The organism is Phytobacter massiliensis JC163, from assembly GCF_000321045.1.
In the GTDB taxonomy this organism is placed as follows: domain Bacteria; phylum Pseudomonadota; class Gammaproteobacteria; order Enterobacterales; family Enterobacteriaceae; genus Phytobacter_A; species Phytobacter_A massiliensis.
The window spans coordinates 807,936-830,487 of sequence record NZ_HE578945.1 but is presented as its reverse complement, the minus strand read 5'-3'; the positions used below and the strand labels follow the sequence as shown (position 1 = coordinate 830,487).

Genomic DNA, 22,552 nt, shown 5'->3' with positions numbered 1-22,552 from the left:
CAGCTGCCGCTCTTTTGCGCCATAACCTCTTTGAATTTGTCGGCGACGGTCAGGGGCGTCAGCGCGAGGGTGAAGTGGCGGGAGGTACACTCATACCAGTAGCTAAATCCGGGCGCGTTGAACTCTTTTAACCGCTTGAGACGTGCGCGGTAGAGCGTCGCGCGCTCGAAGGCCGAATCGAGCATCGCCGAGCGCCCGAGCGAGAGCTTCGCCACGTCGTAACAGAGCTCCAGCGCGTCGTCGAGCAGCAGCAGCGCGCGCTGAATGCTGGCATCGGCCAGCAGTTCGCGCAGGTTACCGCGGTAGCCCGGCTCCCCCAGCTGCAGGCGAAAATCCTGCGCGCTCTGGGCCAGCCTGTCGGCGCATTTCTGTAGCTGCTGGGTATCTTTTAATTCTGTGCGATAGGCGATGGTGAAATCTTTCGCCAGGTCCAGTAGCTGACGGCTGGACAGGGACTGACCGAAATACTGGCTGGCGATGTCAGGCAGCTGGTGGGCTTCGTCAAAGATCATCACGTCAGCCTGGGGGATCAGTTCGCCAAAGCCACCCTCTTTCACCACCATATCGGCCAGGAAGAGATGGTGGTTTACCACCACCACATCCGCATCCATCGCTTTTTTGCGCGCCTTCACCACAAAGCACTCTTTGTACATCGGGCAGTCGCTGCCAAGGCAGTTGTCGTTGGTGCTGGTCACCAGCGGCCAGGCGGGAGAGTCCTCCGCCACGCTGACGCAGGTGCTGATATCGCCATCCACCGTCTGACCGGCCCAGGCGCGGAGCACGACCACGTCGCTGAGGGTCTGTACCGGCAGATCGCCCCCTGACAGCGTCTGCTGCTCAAGCCGCTCCAGGCACAGATAGTTCGAACGGCCTTTCAACAGCGCCGTCTGGCCCGCGTAGGCCAGCGCCTTCGCCACGGTGGGCAGATCGCGACTGTAAAGCTGATCCTGCAGGGCTTTGGAGCCGGTGGAGATGATCACCTTTTTACCGGCGCGCAGGGCGGGCGCAAGATAGGCATAGGTTTTGCCCGTACCGGTTCCGGCCTCGACCACCAGCGGCTGGGTGAGGGTTATCGCCTCGCTGACGGCTTCAGCCATCTGACGCTGTGGTTCACGGGGTTTGAATCCCGGTATCGCTTTGGCCAATTGACCGTCTGTTGCAAAATCGTCCGTCACGCTGCCCCCTGGTTAAATCGCCAGTGATTATGTCAGGGCATTGGGTTTTTAGCCAGCCTGTGGCAGTCTTGTCGGCACGTGATGGAAAACCAGGAGGAAGTATGACTATTACCCGCATTGACGCCGAGGCCCGCTGGTCGGATGCCGTTATCCATAACCAGACGCTCTATTACACCGGCGTGCCGGAAAATCTCGACGCCGACGCCTACGCGCAAACCGCCAATACGCTCTCGCAGATTGACGCCATGCTGGCCCGTCAGGGCAGTGATAAAACGCGCATTATGGATGCGACGATCTTTCTTGCCGATAAGAACGACTTCGCCGCCATGAATAAGGCGTGGGATGAGTGGGTAGTCGCCGGGCACGCGCCGGTGCGCTGCACGGTGCAGGCGGCGCTGATGAACCCTGGCTACAAAGTGGAAATCAAGATCGTCGCGGCGGTGTAACGCCCTGCCCGGCAGGGTTTAACCTGCGCCGGGCGAATGACATAGCCCGTCAGGGCTATTCGTCCTCATCCTCAAAGCGGGCGACGATACGCTCGCCGGTGTGGCTTTCGCGCAGCTCCTGCGCCACCAGGGCAATGGCCTGGCCGCTGCTCATCCCCTGCGCCATCAGCTCCTGAATACGCTCTACCGCTTGCTGCTGCTGTTGATGATTAAGGGAAGGTAAACCTGCAAACATGATTAACTCCTGCTAGATTATTGCAGCTAATTATTTCACGCGCCGTGGCGATGCGCCAGCACCGACACAAAGAGCCAGGATTGATGAAGACAACCCCCGCCGTTTTAACGCTGCCGTGGCGGCCCGATGCCGCAGAACACTATTTTTCCCCGCTCAAGGATCTCCCCTGGGCCATGCTGCTCCATTCAGGCCATGCCGATCATCCGCACAGCCGTTTCGATATTGTGGTGGCCGACCCGCTCAGCACGCTGGTGACCAAAGGCGCGCGAACGACCCTGCGCGATGCCGGGGGGGAGCGGCACAGTGCAGCCGACCCGCTGCAGCTGCTGCGCGAAACGCTGGACAACGCCCGGCTGACGCCCTCTCCCTGCGAAGCGCTGCCGTTTCAGGGCGGCGCGCTGGGGCTATTTGGCTACGACCTGGGCCGCCGCTTTGAGACGCTGCCGGACTGCGCCGTCGCCGATATCGGGTTGGCCGATATGGCTGTGGGCATTTACGACTGGGCGCTGATTGTCGATCACCACCTGCAACGGGTCACCCTGCTGAGCCATCGCTGCCCGCAGGCCCGGCTGGCCTGGCTTGAAAGCCAGCAGGCCTCCCTGAGCCGTGCTTTTCGCCTGACCAGCGGCTGGCGGGCGAATATGACCCGCCAGCAGTATGGCGAGAAGTTTCGTCAGGTGCAGGCGTTTTTGCACAGCGGCGACTGCTATCAGGTCAACCTCGCCCAGCGCTTTCAGGCCCGTTATGAAGGGGACGAATGGCAGGCGTTTCGCCAGCTTAACGCCAGCAACCGCGCGCCGTTCAGCGCCTTTTTACGCCTTGAAGAGGGCGCAGTGCTCAGCCTGTCGCCGGAGCGTTTTATTCAGCTAAAGGAGGGTCGCATCCAGACCCGGCCCATTAAGGGCACGCTCCCGCGCCTCGCCGACGCGGATGAAGACGCCCGACAGGCGCAAAAGCTGGCCGCATCGCCCAAGGATCGCGCGGAAAACCTGATGATTGTCGATCTGATGCGCAATGATATCGGTCGCGTGGCGACGCCCGGCTCGGTGCGGGTGCCGGAGCTTTTCGTGGTGGAGCCGTTTCCGGCGGTGCATCATCTGGTCAGTACCGTCACGGCGACGCTGCCCGCCAGCCGCCACCCTACCTGCCTGTTGCGCGCCGCCTTTCCCGGTGGTTCGATTACCGGCGCGCCTAAAATCAGGGCGATGGAAATTATCGACAGTCTTGAACCCCAGCGGCGTAACGCATGGTGCGGCAGCATCGGCTATCTTAGTTTTTGCGGCGCGATGGATACCAGTATTACCATCCGTACCCTGACCGCCTGGCAGGGCGAGATTTACTGCTCCGCAGGCGGCGGGATTGTCGCCGACAGCGACGAAGCGGCGGAATATCAGGAAACCTTTGATAAAGTTAACCGTATCTTGCAGCAACTGGAGAGATAACCGTGGATGAACCAACGCTGAGGCTGGAGGATTTTTTATCCCGATTCCAGCTATTGCGCCCGCAGATGCGGGTGGTCACAGGCAACGCGCGCCAGGCGGCGGTGCTGGTGCCGGTGGTGCGGCGTAAAGAGCCAGGGCTTCTGCTGACCCAGCGCTCCGCCATGCTGCGCAAACACGCGGGCCAGGTGGCCTTTCCCGGCGGCGCGGTGGATGAAACGGATGCCTCGCTCATCGCCGCCGCGCTGCGCGAAGCGCAGGAGGAGGTTGCGATTCCGCCGGAATCGGTCGACGTCATCGGCGTCCTGCCGCCGGTGGACAGCGTCACCGGTTTTCGCGTCACGCCGGTTGTCGGCATTATTCCGCCGGATCTGCACTATCACGCCAGCGAAGACGAGGTGGCCTCGGTTTTTGAAATGCCGCTGGCGGAGGCGCTGCGTCTCGGTCGCTACCACCCTCTGGATATTCATCGCCACGGTAATGACCACCGGGTATGGCTCTCCTGGTATCAGCACTATTTTGTCTGGGGCATGACGGCGGGTATTATCCGCGAGCTTGCCCTGCAGATAGGCGTGCGCCCTTAGCTATACTTAACGCCTGGGCCGCAGAGGGGTGCCGTTCGGCATTAGTAAAATCGCCGTTATCCATTAGTTTAATTCATGTGAATAATCAAACGACCTGCACGCATCCCTCTTACACTATGCGCAGTTATTACATCGTTACCGGAGCCCCGGTAACCCTGTCAGGAGTGTTAATGTGATTAGTATATTCGACATGTTCAAGGTGGGGATTGGTCCATCTTCTTCCCACACTGTTGGCCCGATGAAGGCCGGGAAACAGTTCGTCGATGATCTGGTCGAAAAAGGATTACTGGAAAACGTCACCCGCGTTGCGGTAGACGTTTACGGCTCCCTGTCGCTGACGGGTAAAGGCCACCATACCGATATCGCCATTATTATGGGTCTGGCGGGTAACGAACCCGCAACCGTGGATATTGACGCCATTCCGGCCTTTATCCGCGATGTAGAAAACCGTGGCCGCCTGCTGCTGGCCCAGGGCCGCCAGGAGGTCGACTTCCCCCGTGAAGATGGTATGCGTTTCCACAGCGACAACCTGCCGCTGCATGAAAACGCCATGTCGATTCATGCCTGGAGCGGCGATAAAGAGGTCTACAGCAAAACCTATTACTCCATTGGCGGCGGGTTTATTGTCGACGAGGAGAATTTCGGCAAAGAGACGCTGGCTGAGGTGAGCGTCCCCTACCCGTTCAAATCCGCCAGCGAGATGCTGGAATACTGCAAAGAGACCGGCCTGTCGCTCTCAGGCATGGTGATGCAAAACGAACTGGCGCTGCACAGCAAACAGGAGATTGAGGCCTATTTCGGCCACGTCTGGGCAACAATGCGCGCCTGTATTGACCGCGGTATGAACACCGAAGGCGTGCTCCCCGGCCCGCTGCGCGTCCCGCGCCGCGCCTCGGCCCTGCGCCGGATGCTGGTGGCGAACGACAAACTCTCCAGCGATCCGATGAACGTGGTGGACTGGGTGAATATGTTTGCGCTGGCGGTCAACGAAGAGAACGCCGCTGGCGGGCGCGTAGTGACCGCGCCGACTAATGGCGCCTGCGGTATTGTTCCCGCGGTGCTGGCCTACTACGACCACTTTATTGAATCCGTCAGCCCGGATATCTACATTCGCTATTTCCTGGCCGCCGGCGCGATTGGCGCGCTGTATAAAATGAACGCCTCGATTTCCGGCGCGGAAGTAGGTTGCCAGGGCGAAGTGGGTGTCGCCTGTTCAATGGCGGCGGCAGGTCTGGCTGAACTGCTGGGCGCCAGCCCTGAACAGGTTTGCGTGGCGGCCGAGATCGGCATGGAGCATAACCTTGGCTTGACCTGCGACCCGGTGGCAGGCCAGGTGCAGGTGCCCTGTATTGAGCGCAACGCTATCGCCTCGGTTAAAGCGATTAACGCCTCGCGGATGGCGATGCGCCGCACCAGCGCGCCGCGCGTCTCCCTCGATAAGGTGATTGAGACCATGTATGAGACCGGCAAGGACATGAACGCGAAATACCGTGAAACGTCCCGCGGCGGGCTTGCTATCAAGGTTCAGTGCGACTAGTACTCCCCTTAGCCCTTCTGCGACAGAAGGGCTAATTTTTGCGTTTCGCCCGCCCCGTTTACCGTTTCCCCGCTACACTTTCTTTGTTCTGAATCTCCATCCTGGCCAGTCTCTTTTCAAGGCGGTCCCGGCATGCAAACGGCGCAGCAGATCATAAAAAGTTACCGGCGCAAGCGCATCATCGTCTGCGTGTCGGTCGCTTTTGCCGCCTTAATGACCACCCTGTTTGTGCGATTTATTTCAGAGCGTAATTTTAATCAGCAACAGGTGGTGACGTTTACCACTCACGCCGTGCAGGCGCTGGAAAAACTGCTGCTGCCGCTGGAGCAGAAACGGGACGCGCTGCTGCCGCTGGTGGGTTTGCCCTGCGCCAGCGTCCACCTGATGTTGCGCAAACAGGCGGCCTCGCTGCAAACCGTGCGCTCTATCGGCCTGGTCAAAGATGGCGTCCTTTACTGCTCCAGTATTTTTGGCGCCAGGGATGTGCCCATCCATCAATTGCAGCCCGCCCTGCCTGCCACCCGGTCACTGATGCTTCTCTCCACCGATCACTCGCTGTTAAAAAATACGCCGGTGATGATCATGTGGTATCCCGCCAGCGCCGATGGGCAGAGCGGCGTGATGCAGGTTATAAACATTGCGCTACTGACCAGCCTGATTCTGGAGCCGGACGCCCCGCTTATCACCGCCGCCAGCCTGAGCGTCGGCGACCGCCATCTTGAGTATGGCAAGCGGGTGAAGCCTGTCCTGCCGCAGCTGAACCGGCAGGTTCGCTATCAGCGTGCCTCCAGCCACTTCCCCTTTACCATTACCGCCACCGGGCCGGGCGCAGCCGCGCTGGCGCTCAAACATCTCCCCTCGCAGCTGCCGCTGGCGCTGATACTCAGCCTGCTGATTGGCTATATTGCCTGGCTGGCGACGGCAAACCGGATGAGTTTTTCCTGGGAGATCAACCTTGGCCTTGCCGCCGGGGAGTTTGAGCTGTTTTGCCAGCCGCTGGTGGACGCCAACAGTAAACGGTGCACCGGGGTTGAGATTCTGCTGCGCTGGAATAACCCCCGCCAGGGTTGGATCTCGCCGGAGGTGTTTATCCCCATTGCGGAAAAGCACGACCTTATCGCACCGCTGACGCGCTATGTCATTGCGCAAACGCACAGCCAGCTGGGGATGTTCCCCGCTGACCCTGACTTTCATATCGGGATTAATGTCGCTCCGGGCCACCTACGTCACGGGGAGCTGTTCCGGGATTTGAATCACTACTGGTTTAGCAAACATCCGCCGCAGCAGCTGGTGATTGAACTCACCGAGCGTGATGCGCTGCTGGATGTGGACTACCGCATGGTAAGAGAGCTGCATCGTAAAGGGGCGAAAATCGCTATCGATGACTTCGGCACCGGCAACAGCACGCTTTCCCGGCTCGAAATGCTGCGCCCGGATGTGCTGAAAATTGATAAGTCGTTTATTACCGCCATCGGTACGGATGCCGTTAACTCAACGGTGACCGATATGATTATTGCCCTCGGGCAGCGCCTGAGAATTGTGCTGGTAGCGGAAGGGGTAGAAACGCCCCGTCAGGCGCAACATCTGCGCGAGCGGGGCGTTCATCTTTTACAGGGGTTTCTCTACGCCCGGCCTATGCCGGTAACCGCGTTCCCCCGCTGGCTGGCGGAGCAGGCCCACGCAAACAGCTAGCGTGAGCCTCAACGCGCCGAGGTTACTCTTCCTCGTCAAGCGGCTGCTCTTTAACAATACGCACCAGGTCAACGCGATAGTCGTTGGCTTCCAGTACGCTAATGCGCAGCGGCGGAAACGCCAGCGTTTCGCCGGCGCGCGGAATCTGGCCGTTAATCGCGATAACCAGCCCGGCGACGGTGGCGATGTCCTCTTCGTCATTAACCAGATTATCCAGCTGCAGGGTCTGCTGCAGAGCGTGCAGGTCGGTTGTGCCTTTTACCAGCCAGCCGTCGCCGTCGGCGGTAATTTCCGGCGTTTCATCCGCATCCGGGAATTCACCGGCGATCGCTTCCAGCACGTCCAGCGGCGTCACCAGCCCCTGCACCACGCCAAACTCGTTGGTGACAATAACGAAACTGCCCCGGGCGCGGCGCAGGACCGCCAGCAGCTTGATCGGGTCGAGCGTCTCCGGCACCACAATCGCCGGGGTTGAGGAGGCGATGGCCGCCACGTCAGTACCCTCTTCCAGCGCCACCAGAATCTCTTTAGCGCGCACAATCCCGATCACTTCATCAAGCTCGCCCCGGCAAACCGGGAAGAGGCTGTGCGGTGAGGAAAGCAGCTGCTGGCGAATTTCATCCACGCTGAGGTTGGCATCAACCCAGCTGATTTCGCCGCGCGGCGTCATGATGCTGCGCAGCGAGCGGGAGGCCAGCGTCAGCACGCCGTTAATCATATAGCGCTCTTCGTCGGCAAACGCCCCTTCAGGCACCGGCACCGGAGACTGACTGTCGGCGTCCTGCTGCTGGCTCGCCTGACGCTTGCCGCCCATCAGGCGCAAAATGGCGTCTGCCGTACGGGCGCGCAGCGGCAGCGTCGACTGATGACGAATAAAGTTACGCCGGGCAATCTGGTTAAACAGCTCAATCACAATTGAGAAGCCGATGGCCGCGTACAGGTAGCCTTTCGGGATGTGGAAACCAAACCCTTCCGCGACGAGGCTTAAGCCAATCATCAGCAGGAAGCTCAGGCAGAGCACCACGACCGTCGGATGCTGGTTCACGAAGCGCGTCAGCGGTTTCGAGGCCAGCAGCATCACTGCCATGGCGATCACCACGGCGGCCATCATTACCGGCAGATGGTTCACCATCCCGACGGCGGTGATGACCGCATCCAGCGAGAAGACCGCATCAAGGATAACAATTTGCGTTACCACCACCCAGAAGCTGGCGTACCCTTTCCCCTGACCGGCATCGTGCTGACGGTTCTCAAGCCGTTCATGCAGCTCGGTGGTCGCCTTAAACAGCAGGAAGATACCGCCGCAGAGCATGATTAAGTCCCTGCCGGAGAAGCTGTAATCCCAGACGGTAAAGAGCGGCTTTGTCAGCGTCACCATCCAGGAGATCAACGAGAGCAGACCCAGGCGCATCACCAGCGCCAGTGAAAGACCGATCAATCGCGCTTTGTCTCGCTGTTTCGGCGGCAGTTTATCGGCCAGGATGGCGATAAAAACCAGGTTATCGATACCGAGAACAATTTCCAGAACAACGAGTGTCAACAACCCCGCCCAGATAGAGGGGTCCATTAAGAATTCCATGACAGGCTCCTGCAAAAGGCGTGGCGATTCCTCGTACGCGAGCGTACAGGCTCAGTGATGACAAAAAGGTTCGGGGACAAAGAGGCGCTGGCGCGAGAGGGCCAGAAAGTGAACTGACGTCGGTGACGGTCCATACGGTGGGCTACTGCCCTATACTCCTGATAAGGTAAACGGAAGTTAAACATATCAGAGAGACTTTGCCTTTGGCAAAGATTTACCTGATTTGACATTCTGTGACATATTTTTCGCTCCGAAATTTCTCGCTGGCTAAAGCTAAATTACGGATGTACATCACATAAATTATTTTTTCACTATCTAAAATAAATCCCGGAAACCCAGATTTTTCTCTCCACGCCTTGTCTGAATCGATTCGGTTAACAGAGAGATTCTCAATACGCCGTTGCGGTGTATTCACGACAATAACAAAGGAGGTAGCAAGTGACCATTGCTATTGTGATAGGCACACATGGTTGGGCTGCGGAGCAGTTACTCAAAACCGCTGAAATGCTCTTAGGCGAGCAGGAAAACGTGGGGTGGATCGATTTCGTCCCGGGGGAGAACGCGGAGACGTTAATTGAGAAATACAACGCCCAGCTGGCGAAGCTTGATACTCAGCAGGGGGTGCTGTTTCTCGTCGATACATGGGGTGGCAGCCCGTTTAACGCCGCCAGCCGTATTGTCGTCGATAAAGAGCGCCATGAAGTGGTCGCCGGTGTCAATATCCCGATGCTGGTTGAGACGCTGATGGCGCGCGACGATAACCCCGGTTTTGACGAACTGGTGGCGGTAGCCGTAGAGACCGGACGCGAAGGGATTAAGGCACTGAAAGCGCAACCGGTGGCAAAACCTGCGCCGACGGCCGCGCCTAAAGCTGCCGCCGCACCGGCAAAACCCATGGGGCCGAATGACTATATGGTAATCGGCCTTGCCCGTATCGACGACCGCCTGATTCACGGACAGGTCGCCACGCGCTGGACGAAAGAGACAAACGTGACGCGCATTATCGTCGTGAGCGACGAAGTAGCGGCGGATACCGTGCGTAAAACGCTGCTGACCCAGGTAGCGCCGCCGGGAGTGACCGCCCATGTGGTGGACGTGGCGAAAATGATCCGCGTTTATAACAATCCGAAGTACGCAGGCGAGCGCGTGATGCTGCTATTCACCAACCCGACCGACGTACTGCGCCTTGTTGAACAGGGTGTGAACATTACCACCGTCAATATCGGCGGTATGGCCTATCGTCAGGGTAAAACGCAGGTCAACAACGCGGTTTCCGTGGACGAGAAAGACATCGAGGCCTTCAAAAAGCTCAACGAACGCAATATTGAGCTGGAAGTTCGCAAAGTCTCTAACGACCCGAAACTGAAAATGATGGATTTGATCGGCAAGGTGGCGAAGTAAGCGCGCCGGCTGGTCGACCCCGTTTCACACTTACGTCTGTTTTAGCATAGGAGAAGTACAATGGAGATTACCACTCTTCAGATTGTGCTGGTGTTCGTCGTCGCGTGTATTGCCGGTATGGAATCGGTACTCGATGAATTTCAGTTTCACCGTCCGTTAGTGGCCTGTACGCTGGTGGGTATCGTGCTTGGCGATATGAAAACCGGCATCATCATCGGCGGTACGCTGGAGATGATCGCGCTGGGCTGGATGAACATCGGCGCCGCCGTAGCGCCCGATGCCGCGCTGGCCTCTATTATTTCAACCGTTCTGGTTATTGCCGGGCATCAGAGCATCGGCGCCGGTATCGCGCTGGCGATTCCGCTGGCGGCGGCAGGCCAGGTTCTGACCATTATCGTGCGTACCATTACCGTGGGCTTCCAGCATGCGGCGGATAAAGCAGCGCAAAATGGCAACCTGACGGCGCTCTCATGGCTGCACGTCTCTTCTCTGTTCCTGCAGGCTATGCGTATCGCCATCCCGGCGGTTATCGTCGCCATCTCCGTGGGTACCAGCGAAGTGCAGAACATGCTTAACGCCATCCCGGAAGTGGTCACCAGCGGTCTGAATATCGCTGGCGGCATGATCGTGGTAGTGGGTTATGCGATGGTCATCAATATGATGCGCGCGGGCTATCTGATGCCGTTCTTCTATCTCGGCTTCGTGACCGCCGCGTTCACTAACTTCAACCTGGTTGCCCTGGGTGTTATCGGCGCGGTGATGGCCATTCTCTATATTCAGCTTAGCCCGAAATATAACCGCTCCGCCGCGCCTGCGCAGGCTGCTGGCTCCAACGATCTTGATAACGAACTGGACTAACAGGTGAACGACATGGTTGATATGACTAAAACTACCGGTGAGAAAAAGCTCACCCCAGGTGATATTCGCGGCGTGTTCATCCGTTCTAACCTGTTTCAGGGTTCATGGAACTTTGAACGTATGCAGGCGCTGGGCTTCTGTTTCTCTATGGTGCCGGCAATTAAACGCCTGTATCCGGAGAATAACGAGGCGCGTCGCCAGGCAATTAAACGCCATCTGGAGTTCTTTAACACCCACCCTTATGTTGCGGCCCCGGTGCTTGGCGTTACGCTGGCGATGGAAGAGCAGCGTGCGAACGGCGCAGAGATCGACGACGGCGCTATTAACGGTATTAAAGTAGGCCTGATGGGGCCGCTGGCCGGCGTCGGCGACCCGATTTTCTGGGGTACGGTGCGTCCGGTTTTCGCGGCGCTCGGCGCGGGGATTGCCATGAGCGGCAGCCTGCTTGGCCCGCTGCTGTTCTTCATCCTCTTTAACCTGGTCCGCCTGGCGACCCGCTACTACGGCGTGGCCTATGGCTACCGTAAAGGGGTGGATATCGTTAAGGATATGGGCGGCGGCTTCCTGCAAAAACTGACCGAGGGGGCGTCAATTCTCGGCCTGTTTGTGATGGGCGCGCTGGTGAATAAGTGGACACACGTGAACATCCCGCTGGTGGTTTCTGAAATCACCGACCAGACCGGGAAGACGCAAGTGACCACCGTGCAGACCATTCTCGATCAGCTGATGCCGGGTCTGGTGCCGCTGCTGTTGACCTTCGCCTGTATGTGGCTGCTGCGCAAGAAAGTGAACCCGCTGTGGATCATTGTTGGCTTCTTCGTTATTGGTATCGCCGGTTACGCAGTAGGCCTGTTAGGTCTGTAAGACGTTGTGCTATAACCGGGGCCTCGCCCCGGTTTTTTTATTTCAGGAGATGTTATGTCGCTGACGGATAGCCTGCTGGTTGTCTTTATCGCCGCGCTGCTGGCCTATGCCATTTATGATGAGCTCATCCTTCCCCGCCTGCGCGGCGAGACTCTGCTCGCCCTCCCCTTGCTGCGCCGCAGCCGTACTGATGCCGCGATCTTTGTCGGCCTGCTGGTAATTCTGATTTACAACAATGCCAACAATCAGGGCTCCGCCCTGACCACCTGGCTGTTATGTGCGCTGGCGCTGTTAGCGATTTATCTTTTCTGGGTGCGGGTGCCGAAAATTATCTTCAAAAGCGGCGGCTTTTATTATTACAGCGCCTGGATAGAATATAACCGCATTAAAGAGATGAATTTATCCGAGGACGGCATCCTGGTGGTTCAATTAGAACGCCGACGTTTGCTTATTCGCGTAAGGAATATTGACGATCTCGAGAGAATATATAAAGTAATGGTTAAAACTCAATAAGTTACGTTAAACCACAGGGTTCTTATCCGTATATTTATTGCGCACATTTTATAGCCTTTGCTATATTTTTTAGGAATTCGCTTATCTTTTTTAACGTTATTTTTACGGATAAAGCTAAATGCAAATCGTTATCAATTACTAAATAAAATAGTAAATCCCTGTTGTTGTTTTATATTCACAAAATATGTTAAGGTTGCGCCCGTCGTTGGGGAGTAGCCGATTTCCGGTTTACCGGAAATGTGCGTGTCAACATACTCGTTGCAAAACGTGGCGCGTACGGACTGGTGAGTTCAGTCAGGCGAGACCATTGACACATCAACCGCTGTTTACTGGGGGCGGAGATGTGTTATATGGAACCCCGGTCAGGACGCTCTTATGAATCTTTCTGCAACAATCATCCTCGCATTCGGCATGTCCATGGATGCCTTTGCCGCGTCCATCGGTAAAGGGGCATCGCTACACAAACCTAAATTCTCAGAAGCGCTACGCACCGGCCTTATCTTTGGCATTATCGAAACCCTGACGCCCCTTATCGGCTGGGGTCTGGGCATGCTTGCCAGCCAGTTCGTGCTGGAGTGGAACCACTGGATTGCCTTCGTATTGCTGGTGTTTCTTGGCGGCAGGATGGTGCTGGAAGGGTTTCGCGGCGACAGCGGCGAAATTTGCGAAGCGCCGCGGCGTCACGGATTCTGGCTGCTGGTGACCACCGCCATCGCCACCAGCCTTGACGCCATGGCCGTGGGCGTCGGCCTCGCCTTTTTACAGGTGAGTATTGTGACCACCGCCCTGGCGATCGGCTGTGCCACGTTTATTATGTCGACGCTGGGTATGATGATTGGCCGCTTTATTGGCCCCCTGCTCGGCAAGCGGGCTGAAATTCTGGGCGGCATTGTGCTGATCGGCATTGGCGCGCAGATCCTGTGGGGGCATTTTGCCCCCTGATGCGGCTAGATGCGCTGCAGGCAGTGAAGGGTGAAATCTGTCTGGCAGGTGAACGTTTCTGTAGCCGCCAGCGCTTCCCACACTTCCGGCCTGGCCCGCCAGGCAAACGGCGTCATCTGTAGCAACGCCACCGCCTCCGGGCCTGTTAGCGTCATCGTATAGCTCAGTGCGCGGTGTTCGATAACACGAAATCCCTCTATCTCCCCTGAATCAGGCTCATGCAGCTGCGCCTGCCGGTAGATCAACCCTTTTAACTCCAACAGGTGTCGCGGGCCGGGCGCCGCGGTAATGACTAACCCGCCGGGTTTAACCACGCGCATAAGCTCCTGCGCTTTACAGGGCGCATAAATACGAATGACCGCATCAATGCTGTTATCAAGGTAGGGTAAACGGTGGCTGGAGGCCACGCAAAACAGGGTCGAGCGATACCGTTTCGCGGCGGCACGCACCGCCGCTTTCGAGACATCCAGCCCGGTCATCTGCGCGCCGTGCCGCTGCGCCACCTGGGCAAAAGCATCGGTGTAATAACCTTCGCCACAGCCGATATCCAGCACCGTATCCGCGTTTAGCGCCAGCTTTTCGTCCAGCAGCTGGGACAACGTATCACGCAGCGGCAGATAGTGCCCCGCATCCAGGAATGCCCGCCGGGCCTGCATCATCTCTGCGCTGTCGCCCGGATCGCGCGACCGTTTGTGCTGCACGGGCAGCAGGTTAACATAGCCTTCTTTCGCAATGTCGAACTGATGACGGTTAGCGCAGGTAAAGCTACTGGCAGTGCGATTAAGCGGGGTGTGACAAAGCGGGCAACTGAAAGGCATAGCAACTCCGGAACGCAATAAAGAGCGAAGTTTACCGTTATTCAGGGCGAGGGGGAAAGCGAAGCGTGAATTAAAAAAGCCCCGCACGCTGGCGAGGCTTTTCGCTGACATTGATACGCCTGGTCGGCGTCCGGCGTCAGTGGTTTTGAAATTAGATGGCGGTTACGTTAACAGCTGCCGGGCCTTTCTGGCCGTCCTGAATTTCAAACTCAACGTTCTGGCCTTCGGCCAGGGTTTTGAAGCCGTTACCCTGGATTGCAGAGAAGTGTACAAACACATCTTTGCTGCCATCAGCAGGAGTAATGAAGCCAAAACCTTTAGATTCGTTGAACCACTTAACTTGACCTTTAATCTTTGCCATTTGCAATATTCCTTAATGTATTTACTTCGCCCGCAGGCATTAGCTGAGATGAAACTGAGACATTACTGCTTGAGGCACTAATATAAGGTTCGGCAGAGAAGCTGTATTCAACGACAACGTGTTTACTCAGGACTTCTTTACTGAAAATGCCACACATAAACAGAACTGTACCTCGTTTGACCCAAAACGTGTTATCACACACAACGTTTATTATGGCAAGCCATTTTTAAAAGGGAGGCGATCCGCCGCACAAATTCTAAGGACATCACCGCACCATATGCACATTTATGCATTGCGAATGACCTCCGGACGACGCCCACACCCCCTGCTGGCTTCCTTTCAAAACCGTGCTTTTTTACCATAGCTCAAGGAGTTCCGTTCGTCCACGCCGCGGCAAAAAAAATATCTGATATAGCGTATATCGTAAGAATTTTTCGCGCATAGCTATGCCATTTTTGCCAATAAGAATTTTCTTAAGCATGATGTGAGCAAGATAAAAACGCACTTAATCAGCCTCACAACATTCGTTGCGCAAATAAAGTACAGCCTGCACCAAAATAATGAAAATCTGATGACAGTGCCTCAAAAAAAGGCAATAAAAACGTTTCGCTAAAAATATAATTTGATATGCCGCAAATAATAAATAGCCGCTATTACTTTTTAGTGGAATCACTCAAAGATAAATACTGACCGATTTTCAGGGCCATAAAGCCGGAGTGATTTTCGCCCGCTTCGCGCAGGGCCGCCTCCAGCTCCTGTACGGGCTCATCCAACGCTTCATCAGCAAGTTCAAACACTCCCCAATGTATAGGCAAAGCCTTCGGTCTGCCCAGCTGCTGCCAGAGGGCGACTGCCTGCTGGGGATCCATATGGTTACGCCCCATGAACCAGCGTGGTGCATACGCGCCAATGGGCAGCGCGACAATATCCGGGTCCCCCAGCCGCCGGGCTATGGTGGACAGCTCGTCCGAATACCCCGTATCGCCAGGAAACCAGAAGCGATGGGCGCTGCTTTCAACTACCCAGCCGCACCATAGGGTACTGTTGCGATCCCAGAAGCTGCGCATGCTCCAGTGCTGAGCGGGAACCGCGGTATAGACCAGCCCCTGAAAAACCACGCTCTGCCACCAGTCCAGCTCGATGACGTTGCGCGCGCCTGCCCGACGAAGCCAGTCGCCCAGCCCCAGCGGGGCCAGCACGCTAACCTGCGGAAAGCGTTTTAAAAACAGGCGTAGCGTGCGCACATCGAGATGATCGTAGTGGTTGTGGGAGATGACAATCGCATCAAGAGAAGGAATATCGGCAACAGTCAGCGGTGCGGGCGTGCGCCGCCGGGGGCCAGCAAAGCTCAGCGGCGAGGCGCGTTCGGAAAAAACCGGGTCGGTTAACACGTACTGCCCCATCAGACGCAGCAGCAGTGATGAGTGTCCAAGCCACCAGATACGGTCATCGGTGCCGCTTATCTCAGCCGGTTGCCACCACCGGGCAGTGAAGTCATCATAGCCGCCCGCAGGCGGCCTGGGCAGACCGGCGGCTTTGCGTTCACGCCGCCAGCGCTGAACATCGCCGGGGCGATGGCCGCCAGGCGTGGTATTCGTGAACCCGTCCGGGAGATGATGCGCAAGCGCGGGATTAAACCATCGGTTTTTACGCGCCATATCGCAGATTACCGCTCGGCGACCAGACGAATGAAATCGTCGTCGTTACTTTTCGCCTCGGGGCGCGCCGGGGCCGCCTCTTTTTCTGGCTCGTTGGCTTCGCACAGCCGACGCAGCAGCGCGGTCTGACGCTTTTGCTGATCCAGCAGGGCTTCAAGCAGTTCGATTTGCTCGTTGGTACGCGAACTGGCGCGATTGATGAAAAACCACAGTACCAGACCCACCAGCAGCACAATTACAGAAACTATCAGAGACGCGAGGTTAAGCGCGCCGGATGTTAATACGTCGTTCATTTCACCACCTCAACCAAAGCCACGTATTTTACCACCGGCGGAGAGGAAGGAAATCGCCAACCGTAAAAAAGGCCGCTACCAGGGGATAAATTTATTGATCACGCAGATGCCGCTGAAAAATTGCACATCCTGATCGCACATTACGTTGAGCGTCTGCGTCCAGAGCAACAAACAGGCTGCCAGTACGACAATCAGGATAAGCCATTTCACTTTTTTCACGCCGCTCTCCAGTACTTCATATTATACCCCCAGGTTAGCACGGCTTCCTTAAACCGCGGCTAACTGTAGCGCCATTGAGGATTTTTAAGAATGGTCGACTTGTGCCAGGGCTATAACAGGGTAGCCTGAGTGCAGTTTTAGCGGCAAGGTGCAAAAATGCGTATTGTTATTCGAACGATAGTGATTGTGGCGTTAATCTGGACAGGGATTTTGTTAAGCGGCTATGGGGTGCTGATTGGTAGCGCGCAAAATGCCGCTGGCCTGGGGTTGCAGTGTAAGTACCTGACGGCAAGGGGGGTAAGCACCGCCCAGTACGTGCATTCCAGCAGCGGTATTATTGGCCTGTCGCAGTGCCCGCTGCTGCGTAAAAGCGAAAAGATTATCGATAACGGTTAAAACATCGCCGCCCGCAGGCGGCGATGTCATCAGAACGGATAGTCGTTGTAGCCCATCTGCTCAGAGATTTTGCGCGCCGCGTGGTGCAGCATGCTGACATATTCATGCAGGCGCTCTTCTGAGAAGCGCAGCGTCGGGAAGGAGATACTCAGCCCGGCAATCACCACGCCGAAACGGTCAAATACCGGCACGCCAATGCAGCGTAGCCCCTCTTCCTGCTCTTCGTTATCTTCGCCATACCCCTGCTCACGGACGATATCCAGCATGGGAAGCAGGTCTTCGGTGCTGGTGATCGTACGGTCTGTGCTGCGCTTATACTCGACCCCTTCGAGGATCTGTACCACTTCTTCTTTATCGCGCCAGGCGAGGAGCACTTTACCGATAGCGGTGCTGTAGAGCGGGTTGCGGCGGCCAATACGCGAATACATGCGCAGGTTGTACATGGAGTCGATTTTATGGATGTAAACGATGCTGTCTTCATCCAGCGCGCCAAGGTGGATAGTCTCTTTTGTGAGGCGTGAAAGCTCACGCATCTGGATGTCGGCGCTGCGAATCAGGTCGACATTCTGCAGGGCGCGCGCGCCCAGTTCAAAAAGCTTGAGGGTCAGAGAATACTTCTCGGACTCCCCTTCCTGCGCCACGTAGCCCAACGATTTCATGGTCTGGAGAAAACGATAGACGGTGCTTTTTGACATCATCACACGCTGGGACAGCTCGGTAATACCGATCTCGCGCTCTTCGCCAAGCGCCTGCAGTATGCCAAAAACCTTCAGTACCGAAGAAACAGAATCTGGCTGCTTGTCCAAATCTGCGATTGCCATTAGTCACCTCATCGCGAGTGTTTTATAAAAATTAGAATAGTTTTTTATTATAAATTTCTCGCTACCCCGTCGCAATCCGAGTTTGGCAACTTCGTTACAAATATGCGATATCAAACCAAAAATGCGATGATAAAATTATTAAACAAATCACATCGACTAAAGATCCCGATTTTCTATGCATAAACCCACCCTTGACGGCCTGCCCGCGCCGCAGCGTTACGGCGCTATCTTCACTATTGTCATTGGTATTACGATGGCTGTCCTCGATGGCGCGATAGCTAACGTCGCGCTGCCGACTATCGCCAGGGACCTTAACGCCTCCCCCGCCAGTTCAATCTGGATTGTGAATGCCTACCAGATAGCTATCGTTATCTCGCTGCTCTCCCTCTCCTTTCTGGGGGATATGTTCGGCTACCGGCGCGTCTATCAGGTCGGCCTGGTGCTCTTTACCTTTACGTCCCTTGCGTGCGCGCTCTCTGATTCTCTGCTCACCTTGACGCTGGCTCGCGTGGCCCAGGGGTTTGGCGGCGCGGCGCTGATGAGCGTTAATACCGCGCTGATTCGCCTGATTTATCCCTACCGGCAGCTTGGCCGCGGCATGGGCATCAACTCCTTTGTGGTTGCGGTATCGTCTGCCGCAGGGCCGACGATCGCCGCGGCCATTCTCTCTGTCGCCTCGTGGCAATGGCTGTTCTTTATCAATATTCCGCTGGGGATTATTGCGCTGCTGCTCGCCCTGCGTTACCTGCCGGCGAACGCGCCGCGTAACGAGAAGCCTAAGTTCGACCTGCCGAGCGCGGTGATGAATGCCCTGACCTTTGGCCTACTTATCTCTGCGCTGAGCGGCTTTGCACAGGGGCAGTCCTACAAACTGATTCTGGCGGAGGTGGTGGTACTGCTGATAACCGGCACCCTGTTCGTGCGTCGTCAGCTGCGGCTCACCTCGCCCTTGCTGCCGGTGGACTTGCTGCGTATTCCGCTGTTTTCGCTCTCCATTGGCACCTCCATCTGCTCCTTTTGCGCCCAGATGCTGGCGATGGTCTCCCTGCCTTTCTTTTTGCAGTCCGTGCTGGGGCGCAGTGAAGTGGAGACTGGCCTGCTGCTTACGCCCTGGCCTCTGGCCACGATGGTGATGGCGCCGCTGGCGGGTTATCTGATTGAGCGCGTTCATGCCGGGTTATTGGGCGGTTTGGGGATGGTGATGATGGCGGTCGGGTTGTTTGCCCTGGCTCTCCTGCCCTCTTCGCCATCGGATCTGGATATCATCTGGCGGATGGCCTTGTGCGGCGCCGGATTCGGTTTATTTCAGTCGCCGAATAACCATACGATTATCGCTTCCGCCCCTCGCCATCGCAGCGGCGGCGCGAGCGGAATGCTGGGTACCGCGCGCCTGTTAGGCCAGAGCAGCGGCGCCGCGTTTGTTGCGCTGCTGTTTAACCTGTTCGATAACAGCGGCACCCATATGTCATTGCTCCTCGCCGGTATTCTCGCCGTGGCCGCGGCAGTCGTGAGCAGCTTACGCCTCTCTCAGCCGCGCAACGCATAAAAAAAGCGCGTCCTCTGGACGCGCTTTTCTCATCACCACACGGCTTTATTTCAGGTATTCACCGCTTCTCAGCGCTTCGATACGTTTGTCCAGCGGCGGGTGGGTCATGAACAGCTCGCTTAACGATTTTGACTTGCCGTTAATGCAAAACGCCATCATGCTGCTGGCTTCCTGCGGCTCGTAGCTGGTTTTCAGACGCTGCAGGGCCGCAATCATTTTCTCACGCCCTACCAGCTTCGCGGAGCCTGCGTCGGCGTGGAATTCACGGTGACGGGAGAACCACATGGTGATGATGCTCGCCAGAATACCGAATACCAGTTCCAGCACGGTGGCCACGGCAAAGTAGATCAGCGGGTTGCCGTTGCTCTCTTCACCGTCATCACGGTTGCCGCCCAAAAAGCCCGCCGCGATCTGCGCAAGGATTCGGGAGATAAAGATAACGAAGGTGTTCACCACCCCCTGAATCAGGGTCATTGTTACCATATCGCCATTGGCGATGTGGCTGATTTCATGGGCGATAACCGCTTCGGCTTCATCACGGTTCATGTTCTGCAGCAGACCGGTGCTGACCGCAACCAGCGAGGCGTCACGACGCGCGCCGGTGGCAAAGGCGTTAATATCCGGCGCGTGGTAGATAGCCACCTGCGGCATGGCGATACCCGCCTGACGAGACTGGTTCGCTACGGTGTTCATCAGCCAGCGTTCCATATCGTTACGCGGCTGCTCGATAACTTCACCACCAACCGATTTCAGCGCCATCCATTTCGACATCAGCAGTGAAATGAAAGAGCCGCCGAAACCAAACAGCAGCGCCATGATTAACAACCCCTGCACGCTGCTCGACTGAATGCCCGTCAGGCTAAGTACCAGGCCAAAAACCAGCATGACGGCCAGGTTAGTCAACAGGAAGAGCGCGATCCGCATCATAATTTTCTTTTAACCTCAGCTTAACAAAACGCACTATGCGATTACCCACATCGTATGGGTAATAAAGCTATTTTCAAGCATAAAAGCGGCGTAAGTGACCAGAAAGACACAACTTTACATTTTGTAGCAGGTTGCTTACGCCGTCACGATGTTGTTAAAAAAACAGGCACAATTGCTTGTGCCTGTGGGGACGTTATTTGGCGGGGGCAGGGTTCGCTGCGGGAGAGGCTTTCTCCTGGTGAGCAAGATCCAGCGCGATATGCACCGTCTCGTCCAGATAGGGATCCGGCTCCTGATAATCTTTTGGCAGATCGTCGAGTTTCTTGAGCAGCGGCTTACCTTCGCGCTTGAAGCGATCGTTGAGGCGGCTAAGACGAATAGCATCGTCTTCAGTGTTCTCTTTCTCACGCTGGGCGTAATTCAGCGACACGATATTCTTTTTATCTTTCAGGGCATTATAACGCGCGATGTCCTTGATGATGTACTGGAATTCCGGGTCTTTGGCAATGCGCTCTTCATGCTCTTTCAGCAGCTGCGGCCCAAACGGTTTCAGATCGCCGTAACGCGTGAAGGTGGCAGCATTGATGCTATCCCACGGCAGCGCGTTATCCTCGAACTTCTCTCCCGTTTCGCTCGCCTCGGTGCCGGTCGGCATCAGGATATCCGGCGTTACGCCTTTACGCTGCGTACTGCCGCCGTTAACGCGGTAGAACTTCTGAATGGTGTACTGGACGGAGCCCAGCGCAGGCCATTCAGGGCGCAGCATCTGATCGTAAATACGGTTCAGAGAGCGGTACTGCTGAACAGTGCCTTTACCAAACGTCGGCTCGCCCACGATCAGCGCGCGACCGTAGTCCTGCATTGCCGCAGCGAAAATTTCCGATGCGGAGGCGCTAAAGCGGTCCACCAGCACCACCAGCGGGCCTTTGTAATAGACCACGCCGTCGTTGTCGGCATCTTCCCGCACTTTGCCGTTGTTATCGCGGACCTGGACAACCGGGCCGGAAGGGATAAACAGACCGGAGAGCGAAACCGCTTCGGTCAGCGCCCCGCCGCCGTTGGTGCGCAGGTCGATAACCACGCTGCTGACATTCTGTTTTTCCAGCTTCTGCAGCTGCACTTTCACGTCATCCGTCAGGCCGACATAAAAGCCTGGAATGTCCAGCACGCCCACTTTTTCTTTGCCGACGGTTTTCACCGACATTTTAACCGCTCTGTCTTCCAGGCGGATGCGCTCGCGCGTCAGGGTGACGATACGGGTTTTGGTGCCTTTCCCGGCAGGCAGAATTTCAAGCCGGACTTTACTGCCTTTCGGGCCTTTGATCAGGGCGACCACATCATCCAGACGCCAGCCGATAACATCGACCATCGACTTGCCGGTCTGGCCGACGCCAACGATACGATCGCCGACGCTAATGGCTTTGCTTTTCGCCGCCGGGCCGCCTGCGACCATAGAGTTGATCACCGTGTAGTCTTCATCCATCTGCAGTACAGCGCCGATGCCTTCCAGAGAGAGGCTCATTTCGGTGTTGAACTGCTCGGTATTACGCGGCGACAGGTAGTTTGTGTGCGGATCGATTTCACGCGCGAAGGCGGTCATCGCCAGCGAGAAGACATCTTCGCTGTTGGTCTGCGCCAGGCGGCGAATCGCGAATTTGTAGCGGCGCGTCAGCGTTTCACGAATTTCTTTATCGTTCTTGCCGGTCAGCTTGAGGCTCAGCTCATCGTACTTCACCTTCGCGTCCCACAGCGCGTCAAGCTCTGCCTGATCTTTCGGCCAGGGCGCTTTGCTGCGATCGAGGTTGAAGGTGTCGTTGCCGGTGAAATCCATCGGGCGCTCCAGCACTTTTAAGGCGTACTGGTAACGTTCGAAGCGGCGCTTCTGCGCCAGATTATACAGGTCGTAAAAGACGTCCAGTTTGCCGGTACGCAGCTCATCGCCCAGCTGAGTTTTCTTCTTCGCGAACTGTTCAACGTCCTGCGCGAGCAGAACGTTGTGGCTGTAGTCCAGCAAATTCAGGTATCGATCGAAGATTTTTGCCGAAAAGGCCTGATCCAGATCGAACTGACGATAGTGAGAGCGGGTAAAACGCGAGGTTACGCGTTCGCTCACCGTCGCGTGCTGCGTCTCTTCCTTAAGCTGCGGAATTTGATCGGCGCGGGTGATATCTTCCACGGCAAGCGCCTGGCCTGTTATCAACAACAGGCCAGCCAACGCCGTGCGCTTAAACAAAGTGTTCATGCCAGG

The 22,552-nt window shown here is 56.5% G+C and carries 23 protein-coding genes, 1 pseudogene and 1 riboswitch; of the genes and pseudogenes, 12 read left to right on the top strand and 12 right to left on the bottom strand.

Translation table 11 applies throughout. The features are described 5' to 3' along the window. Positions 1-1,175, bottom strand: a 1,175-nt coding sequence (locus ENTHG_RS04205; protein WP_044173908.1) for an ATP-dependent DNA helicase, incomplete at its 3' end; no start/stop codon positions are given. A 101-nt stretch (positions 1,176-1,276) separates the two neighbouring features. On the opposite strand from ENTHG_RS04205, the gene ENTHG_RS04200 reads away from it, so the two are divergent. After that, positions 1,277-1,621: a RidA family protein gene (locus tag ENTHG_RS04200; RefSeq protein ID WP_044173905.1), complete on the top strand. Its 345-nt coding sequence runs from the start codon at positions 1,277-1,279 to the stop codon at positions 1,619-1,621. 55 nt (positions 1,622-1,676) lie between these two features. On the opposite strand, the gene ENTHG_RS04195 is transcribed toward ENTHG_RS04200, so the two are convergent. Next, positions 1,677-1,856 carry a YoaH family protein gene (locus ENTHG_RS04195; RefSeq protein ID WP_044173902.1) on the bottom strand — a complete coding sequence of 60 codons (180 nt, stop codon included), beginning with the start codon at positions 1,854-1,856 and terminating at the stop codon, positions 1,677-1,679. 83 nt (positions 1,857-1,939) lie between these two features. On the opposite strand from ENTHG_RS04195, the gene pabB reads away from it, so the two are divergent. The 4 genes from pabB to ENTHG_RS04175 all read left to right on the top strand — a co-directional run bounded on the left by pabB (position 1,940) and on the right by ENTHG_RS04175 (position 7,108). Further along, positions 1,940-3,298, top strand: coding sequence for an aminodeoxychorismate synthase component 1 (pabB, locus tag ENTHG_RS04190; RefSeq protein ID WP_044173899.1), 1,359 nt, complete (start codon positions 1,940-1,942; stop codon positions 3,296-3,298). A 2-nt stretch (positions 3,299-3,300) separates the two neighbouring features. Continuing rightward, on the top strand, positions 3,301-3,879 hold the full coding sequence (locus ENTHG_RS04185) for a CoA pyrophosphatase (RefSeq protein WP_044173884.1): 579 nt from the start codon (positions 3,301-3,303) through the stop codon (positions 3,877-3,879). 172 nt (positions 3,880-4,051) lie between these two features. Further along, on the top strand, positions 4,052-5,416 hold the full coding sequence (gene sdaA, locus ENTHG_RS04180) for an L-serine ammonia-lyase (protein ID WP_044173871.1): 1,365 nt from the start codon (positions 4,052-4,054) through the stop codon (positions 5,414-5,416). Between the two features lie 132 nt (positions 5,417-5,548). Further along, positions 5,549-7,108, top strand: coding sequence for an EAL domain-containing protein (locus tag ENTHG_RS04175; protein ID WP_044173859.1), 1,560 nt, complete (start codon positions 5,549-5,551; stop codon positions 7,106-7,108). A gap of 22 nt (positions 7,109-7,130) precedes the next feature. Here ENTHG_RS04175 and yoaE read toward each other — a convergent pair whose 3' ends face one another. Continuing rightward, a complete protein-coding gene (yoaE, locus tag ENTHG_RS04170) occupies positions 7,131-8,687 on the bottom strand; it encodes a CNNM family cation transport protein YoaE (RefSeq protein ID WP_044173853.1) in 1,557 nt (518 codons plus the stop codon). A gap of 438 nt (positions 8,688-9,125) precedes the next feature. Between yoaE and manX the strand changes: the two genes are divergently transcribed. From manX to mntP, 5 genes are all read left to right on the top strand, one after another. Further along, positions 9,126-10,088 (top strand): PTS mannose transporter subunit IIAB, encoded by a 963-nt coding sequence (gene manX / locus ENTHG_RS04165; RefSeq protein ID WP_044173850.1) that lies wholly within the window; start codon positions 9,126-9,128, stop codon positions 10,086-10,088. A gap of 60 nt (positions 10,089-10,148) precedes the next feature. Continuing rightward, positions 10,149-10,946, top strand: coding sequence for a PTS mannose/fructose/sorbose transporter subunit IIC (locus ENTHG_RS04160; protein ID WP_044173848.1), 798 nt, complete (start codon positions 10,149-10,151; stop codon positions 10,944-10,946). 12 nt (positions 10,947-10,958) lie between these two features. Continuing rightward, positions 10,959-11,810 (top strand): PTS mannose transporter subunit IID, encoded by an 852-nt coding sequence (locus tag ENTHG_RS04155; RefSeq protein ID WP_044173845.1) that lies wholly within the window; start codon positions 10,959-10,961, stop codon positions 11,808-11,810. A gap of 54 nt (positions 11,811-11,864) precedes the next feature. Further along, the gene (locus ENTHG_RS04150) at positions 11,865-12,323 is read left to right on the top strand and encodes a DUF986 family protein (RefSeq protein ID WP_044173833.1); all 459 of its coding nucleotides are present in this window, start codon (positions 11,865-11,867) and stop codon (positions 12,321-12,323) included. 195 nt (positions 12,324-12,518) lie between these two features. Continuing rightward, positions 12,519-12,698: riboswitch (yybP-ykoY riboswitch) on the top strand. Continuing rightward, positions 12,699-13,265, top strand: coding sequence for a manganese efflux pump MntP (gene mntP, locus ENTHG_RS04145; protein WP_044173825.1), 567 nt, complete (start codon positions 12,699-12,701; stop codon positions 13,263-13,265). It abuts the riboswitch before it with no gap. A 5-nt stretch (positions 13,266-13,270) separates the two neighbouring features. Here mntP and rlmA read toward each other — a convergent pair whose 3' ends face one another. From rlmA to mgrB, 6 genes and pseudogenes are all read right to left on the bottom strand, one after another. Next, entirely contained in the window at positions 13,271-14,083 is an 813-nt protein-coding gene (gene rlmA, locus ENTHG_RS04140; protein ID WP_044178968.1) for a 23S rRNA (guanine(745)-N(1))-methyltransferase, read from the bottom strand. A gap of 151 nt (positions 14,084-14,234) precedes the next feature. Continuing rightward, a complete protein-coding gene (gene cspE, locus ENTHG_RS04135) occupies positions 14,235-14,444 on the bottom strand; it encodes a transcription antiterminator/RNA stability regulator CspE (RefSeq protein WP_001062678.1) in 210 nt (69 codons plus the stop codon). 21 nt (positions 14,445-14,465) lie between these two features. Further along, positions 14,466-14,601 (bottom strand): annotated as a pseudogene (locus ENTHG_RS24000) (DUF2627 domain-containing protein). Positions 14,602-15,097: 496 nt separating this feature from the next. After that, positions 15,098-16,102: an MBL fold metallo-hydrolase gene (locus tag ENTHG_RS04130; protein ID WP_044173815.1), complete on the bottom strand. Its 1,005-nt coding sequence runs from the start codon at positions 16,100-16,102 to the stop codon at positions 15,098-15,100. An 8-nt stretch (positions 16,103-16,110) separates the two neighbouring features. Beyond that, entirely contained in the window at positions 16,111-16,395 is a 285-nt protein-coding gene (locus tag ENTHG_RS04125; RefSeq protein ID WP_044173807.1) for a YebO family protein, read from the bottom strand. Between the two features lie 75 nt (positions 16,396-16,470). After that, positions 16,471-16,614, bottom strand: a complete 144-nt coding sequence (mgrB, locus tag ENTHG_RS23995; RefSeq protein ID WP_071825799.1) for a PhoP/PhoQ regulatory lipoprotein MgrB — start codon at positions 16,612-16,614, stop codon at positions 16,471-16,473. A 156-nt stretch (positions 16,615-16,770) separates the two neighbouring features. On the opposite strand from mgrB, the gene ENTHG_RS04115 reads away from it, so the two are divergent. Further along, complete coding sequence (locus ENTHG_RS04115) at positions 16,771-17,010, top strand: YobH family protein (protein ID WP_044173804.1); 240 nt, start codon at positions 16,771-16,773, stop codon at positions 17,008-17,010. A 29-nt stretch (positions 17,011-17,039) separates the two neighbouring features. Here ENTHG_RS04115 and kdgR read toward each other — a convergent pair whose 3' ends face one another. Continuing rightward, on the bottom strand, positions 17,040-17,831 hold the full coding sequence (gene kdgR / locus ENTHG_RS04110; RefSeq protein ID WP_044173796.1) for a DNA-binding transcriptional regulator KdgR: 792 nt from the start codon (positions 17,829-17,831) through the stop codon (positions 17,040-17,042). 175 nt (positions 17,832-18,006) lie between these two features. Here kdgR and ENTHG_RS04105 point away from each other — a divergent pair, with 175 nt between their 5' ends. Continuing rightward, positions 18,007-19,377: an MFS transporter gene (locus ENTHG_RS04105; protein WP_044173790.1), complete on the top strand. Its 1,371-nt coding sequence runs from the start codon at positions 18,007-18,009 to the stop codon at positions 19,375-19,377. A 45-nt stretch (positions 19,378-19,422) separates the two neighbouring features. Here the strand turns inward: ENTHG_RS04105 and htpX are convergent, their stop codons facing one another. Both htpX and prc read right to left on the bottom strand, forming a co-directional pair. Further along, on the bottom strand, positions 19,423-20,304 hold the full coding sequence (gene htpX, locus ENTHG_RS04100; RefSeq protein WP_044173782.1) for a protease HtpX: 882 nt from the start codon (positions 20,302-20,304) through the stop codon (positions 19,423-19,425). A 193-nt stretch (positions 20,305-20,497) separates the two neighbouring features. Further along, entirely contained in the window at positions 20,498-22,546 is a 2,049-nt protein-coding gene (gene prc / locus ENTHG_RS04095) for a carboxy terminal-processing peptidase (RefSeq protein ID WP_044173773.1), read from the bottom strand. Positions 22,547-22,552: the final 6 nt, after the last annotated feature.

What these genes read in the sequence shown, in the direction of transcription:
- ENTHG_RS04200 (WP_044173905.1), top strand. Translation starts at nt 1,277, where the DNA reads ATGACTATTACCCGCATTGACGCCGAGGCCCGCTGGTCGGATGCCGTT.
- ENTHG_RS04195 (WP_044173902.1), bottom strand. Translation starts at nt 1,856, where the DNA reads ATGTTTGCAGGTTTACCTTCCCTTAATCATCAACAGCAGCAGCAAGCG.
- pabB (WP_044173899.1), top strand. Translation starts at nt 1,940, where the DNA reads ATGAAGACAACCCCCGCCGTTTTAACGCTGCCGTGGCGGCCCGATGCC.
- ENTHG_RS04175 (WP_044173859.1), top strand. Translation starts at nt 5,549, where the DNA reads ATGCAAACGGCGCAGCAGATCATAAAAAGTTACCGGCGCAAGCGCATC.
- yoaE (WP_044173853.1), bottom strand. Translation starts at nt 8,687, where the DNA reads ATGGAATTCTTAATGGACCCCTCTATCTGGGCGGGGTTGTTGACACTC.
- ENTHG_RS04160 (WP_044173848.1), top strand. Translation starts at nt 10,149, where the DNA reads ATGGAGATTACCACTCTTCAGATTGTGCTGGTGTTCGTCGTCGCGTGT.
- ENTHG_RS04155 (WP_044173845.1), top strand. Translation starts at nt 10,959, where the DNA reads ATGGTTGATATGACTAAAACTACCGGTGAGAAAAAGCTCACCCCAGGT.
- ENTHG_RS04150 (WP_044173833.1), top strand. Translation starts at nt 11,865, where the DNA reads ATGTCGCTGACGGATAGCCTGCTGGTTGTCTTTATCGCCGCGCTGCTG.
- mntP (WP_044173825.1), top strand. Translation starts at nt 12,699, where the DNA reads ATGAATCTTTCTGCAACAATCATCCTCGCATTCGGCATGTCCATGGAT.
- rlmA (WP_044178968.1), bottom strand. Translation starts at nt 14,083, where the DNA reads ATGCCTTTCAGTTGCCCGCTTTGTCACACCCCGCTTAATCGCACTGCC.
- cspE (WP_001062678.1), bottom strand. Translation starts at nt 14,444, where the DNA reads ATGGCAAAGATTAAAGGTCAAGTTAAGTGGTTCAACGAATCTAAAGGT.
- ENTHG_RS04130 (WP_044173815.1), bottom strand. Translation starts at nt 16,102, where the DNA reads ATGGCGCGTAAAAACCGATGGTTTAATCCCGCGCTTGCGCATCATCTC.
- ENTHG_RS04125 (WP_044173807.1), bottom strand. Translation starts at nt 16,395, where the DNA reads ATGAACGACGTATTAACATCCGGCGCGCTTAACCTCGCGTCTCTGATA.
- ENTHG_RS04115 (WP_044173804.1), top strand. Translation starts at nt 16,771, where the DNA reads ATGCGTATTGTTATTCGAACGATAGTGATTGTGGCGTTAATCTGGACA.
- kdgR (WP_044173796.1), bottom strand. Translation starts at nt 17,831, where the DNA reads ATGGCAATCGCAGATTTGGACAAGCAGCCAGATTCTGTTTCTTCGGTA.
- ENTHG_RS04105 (WP_044173790.1), top strand. Translation starts at nt 18,007, where the DNA reads ATGCATAAACCCACCCTTGACGGCCTGCCCGCGCCGCAGCGTTACGGC.
- htpX (WP_044173782.1), bottom strand. Translation starts at nt 20,304, where the DNA reads ATGATGCGGATCGCGCTCTTCCTGTTGACTAACCTGGCCGTCATGCTG.
- prc (WP_044173773.1), bottom strand. Translation starts at nt 22,546, where the DNA reads ATGAACACTTTGTTTAAGCGCACGGCGTTGGCTGGCCTGTTGTTGATA.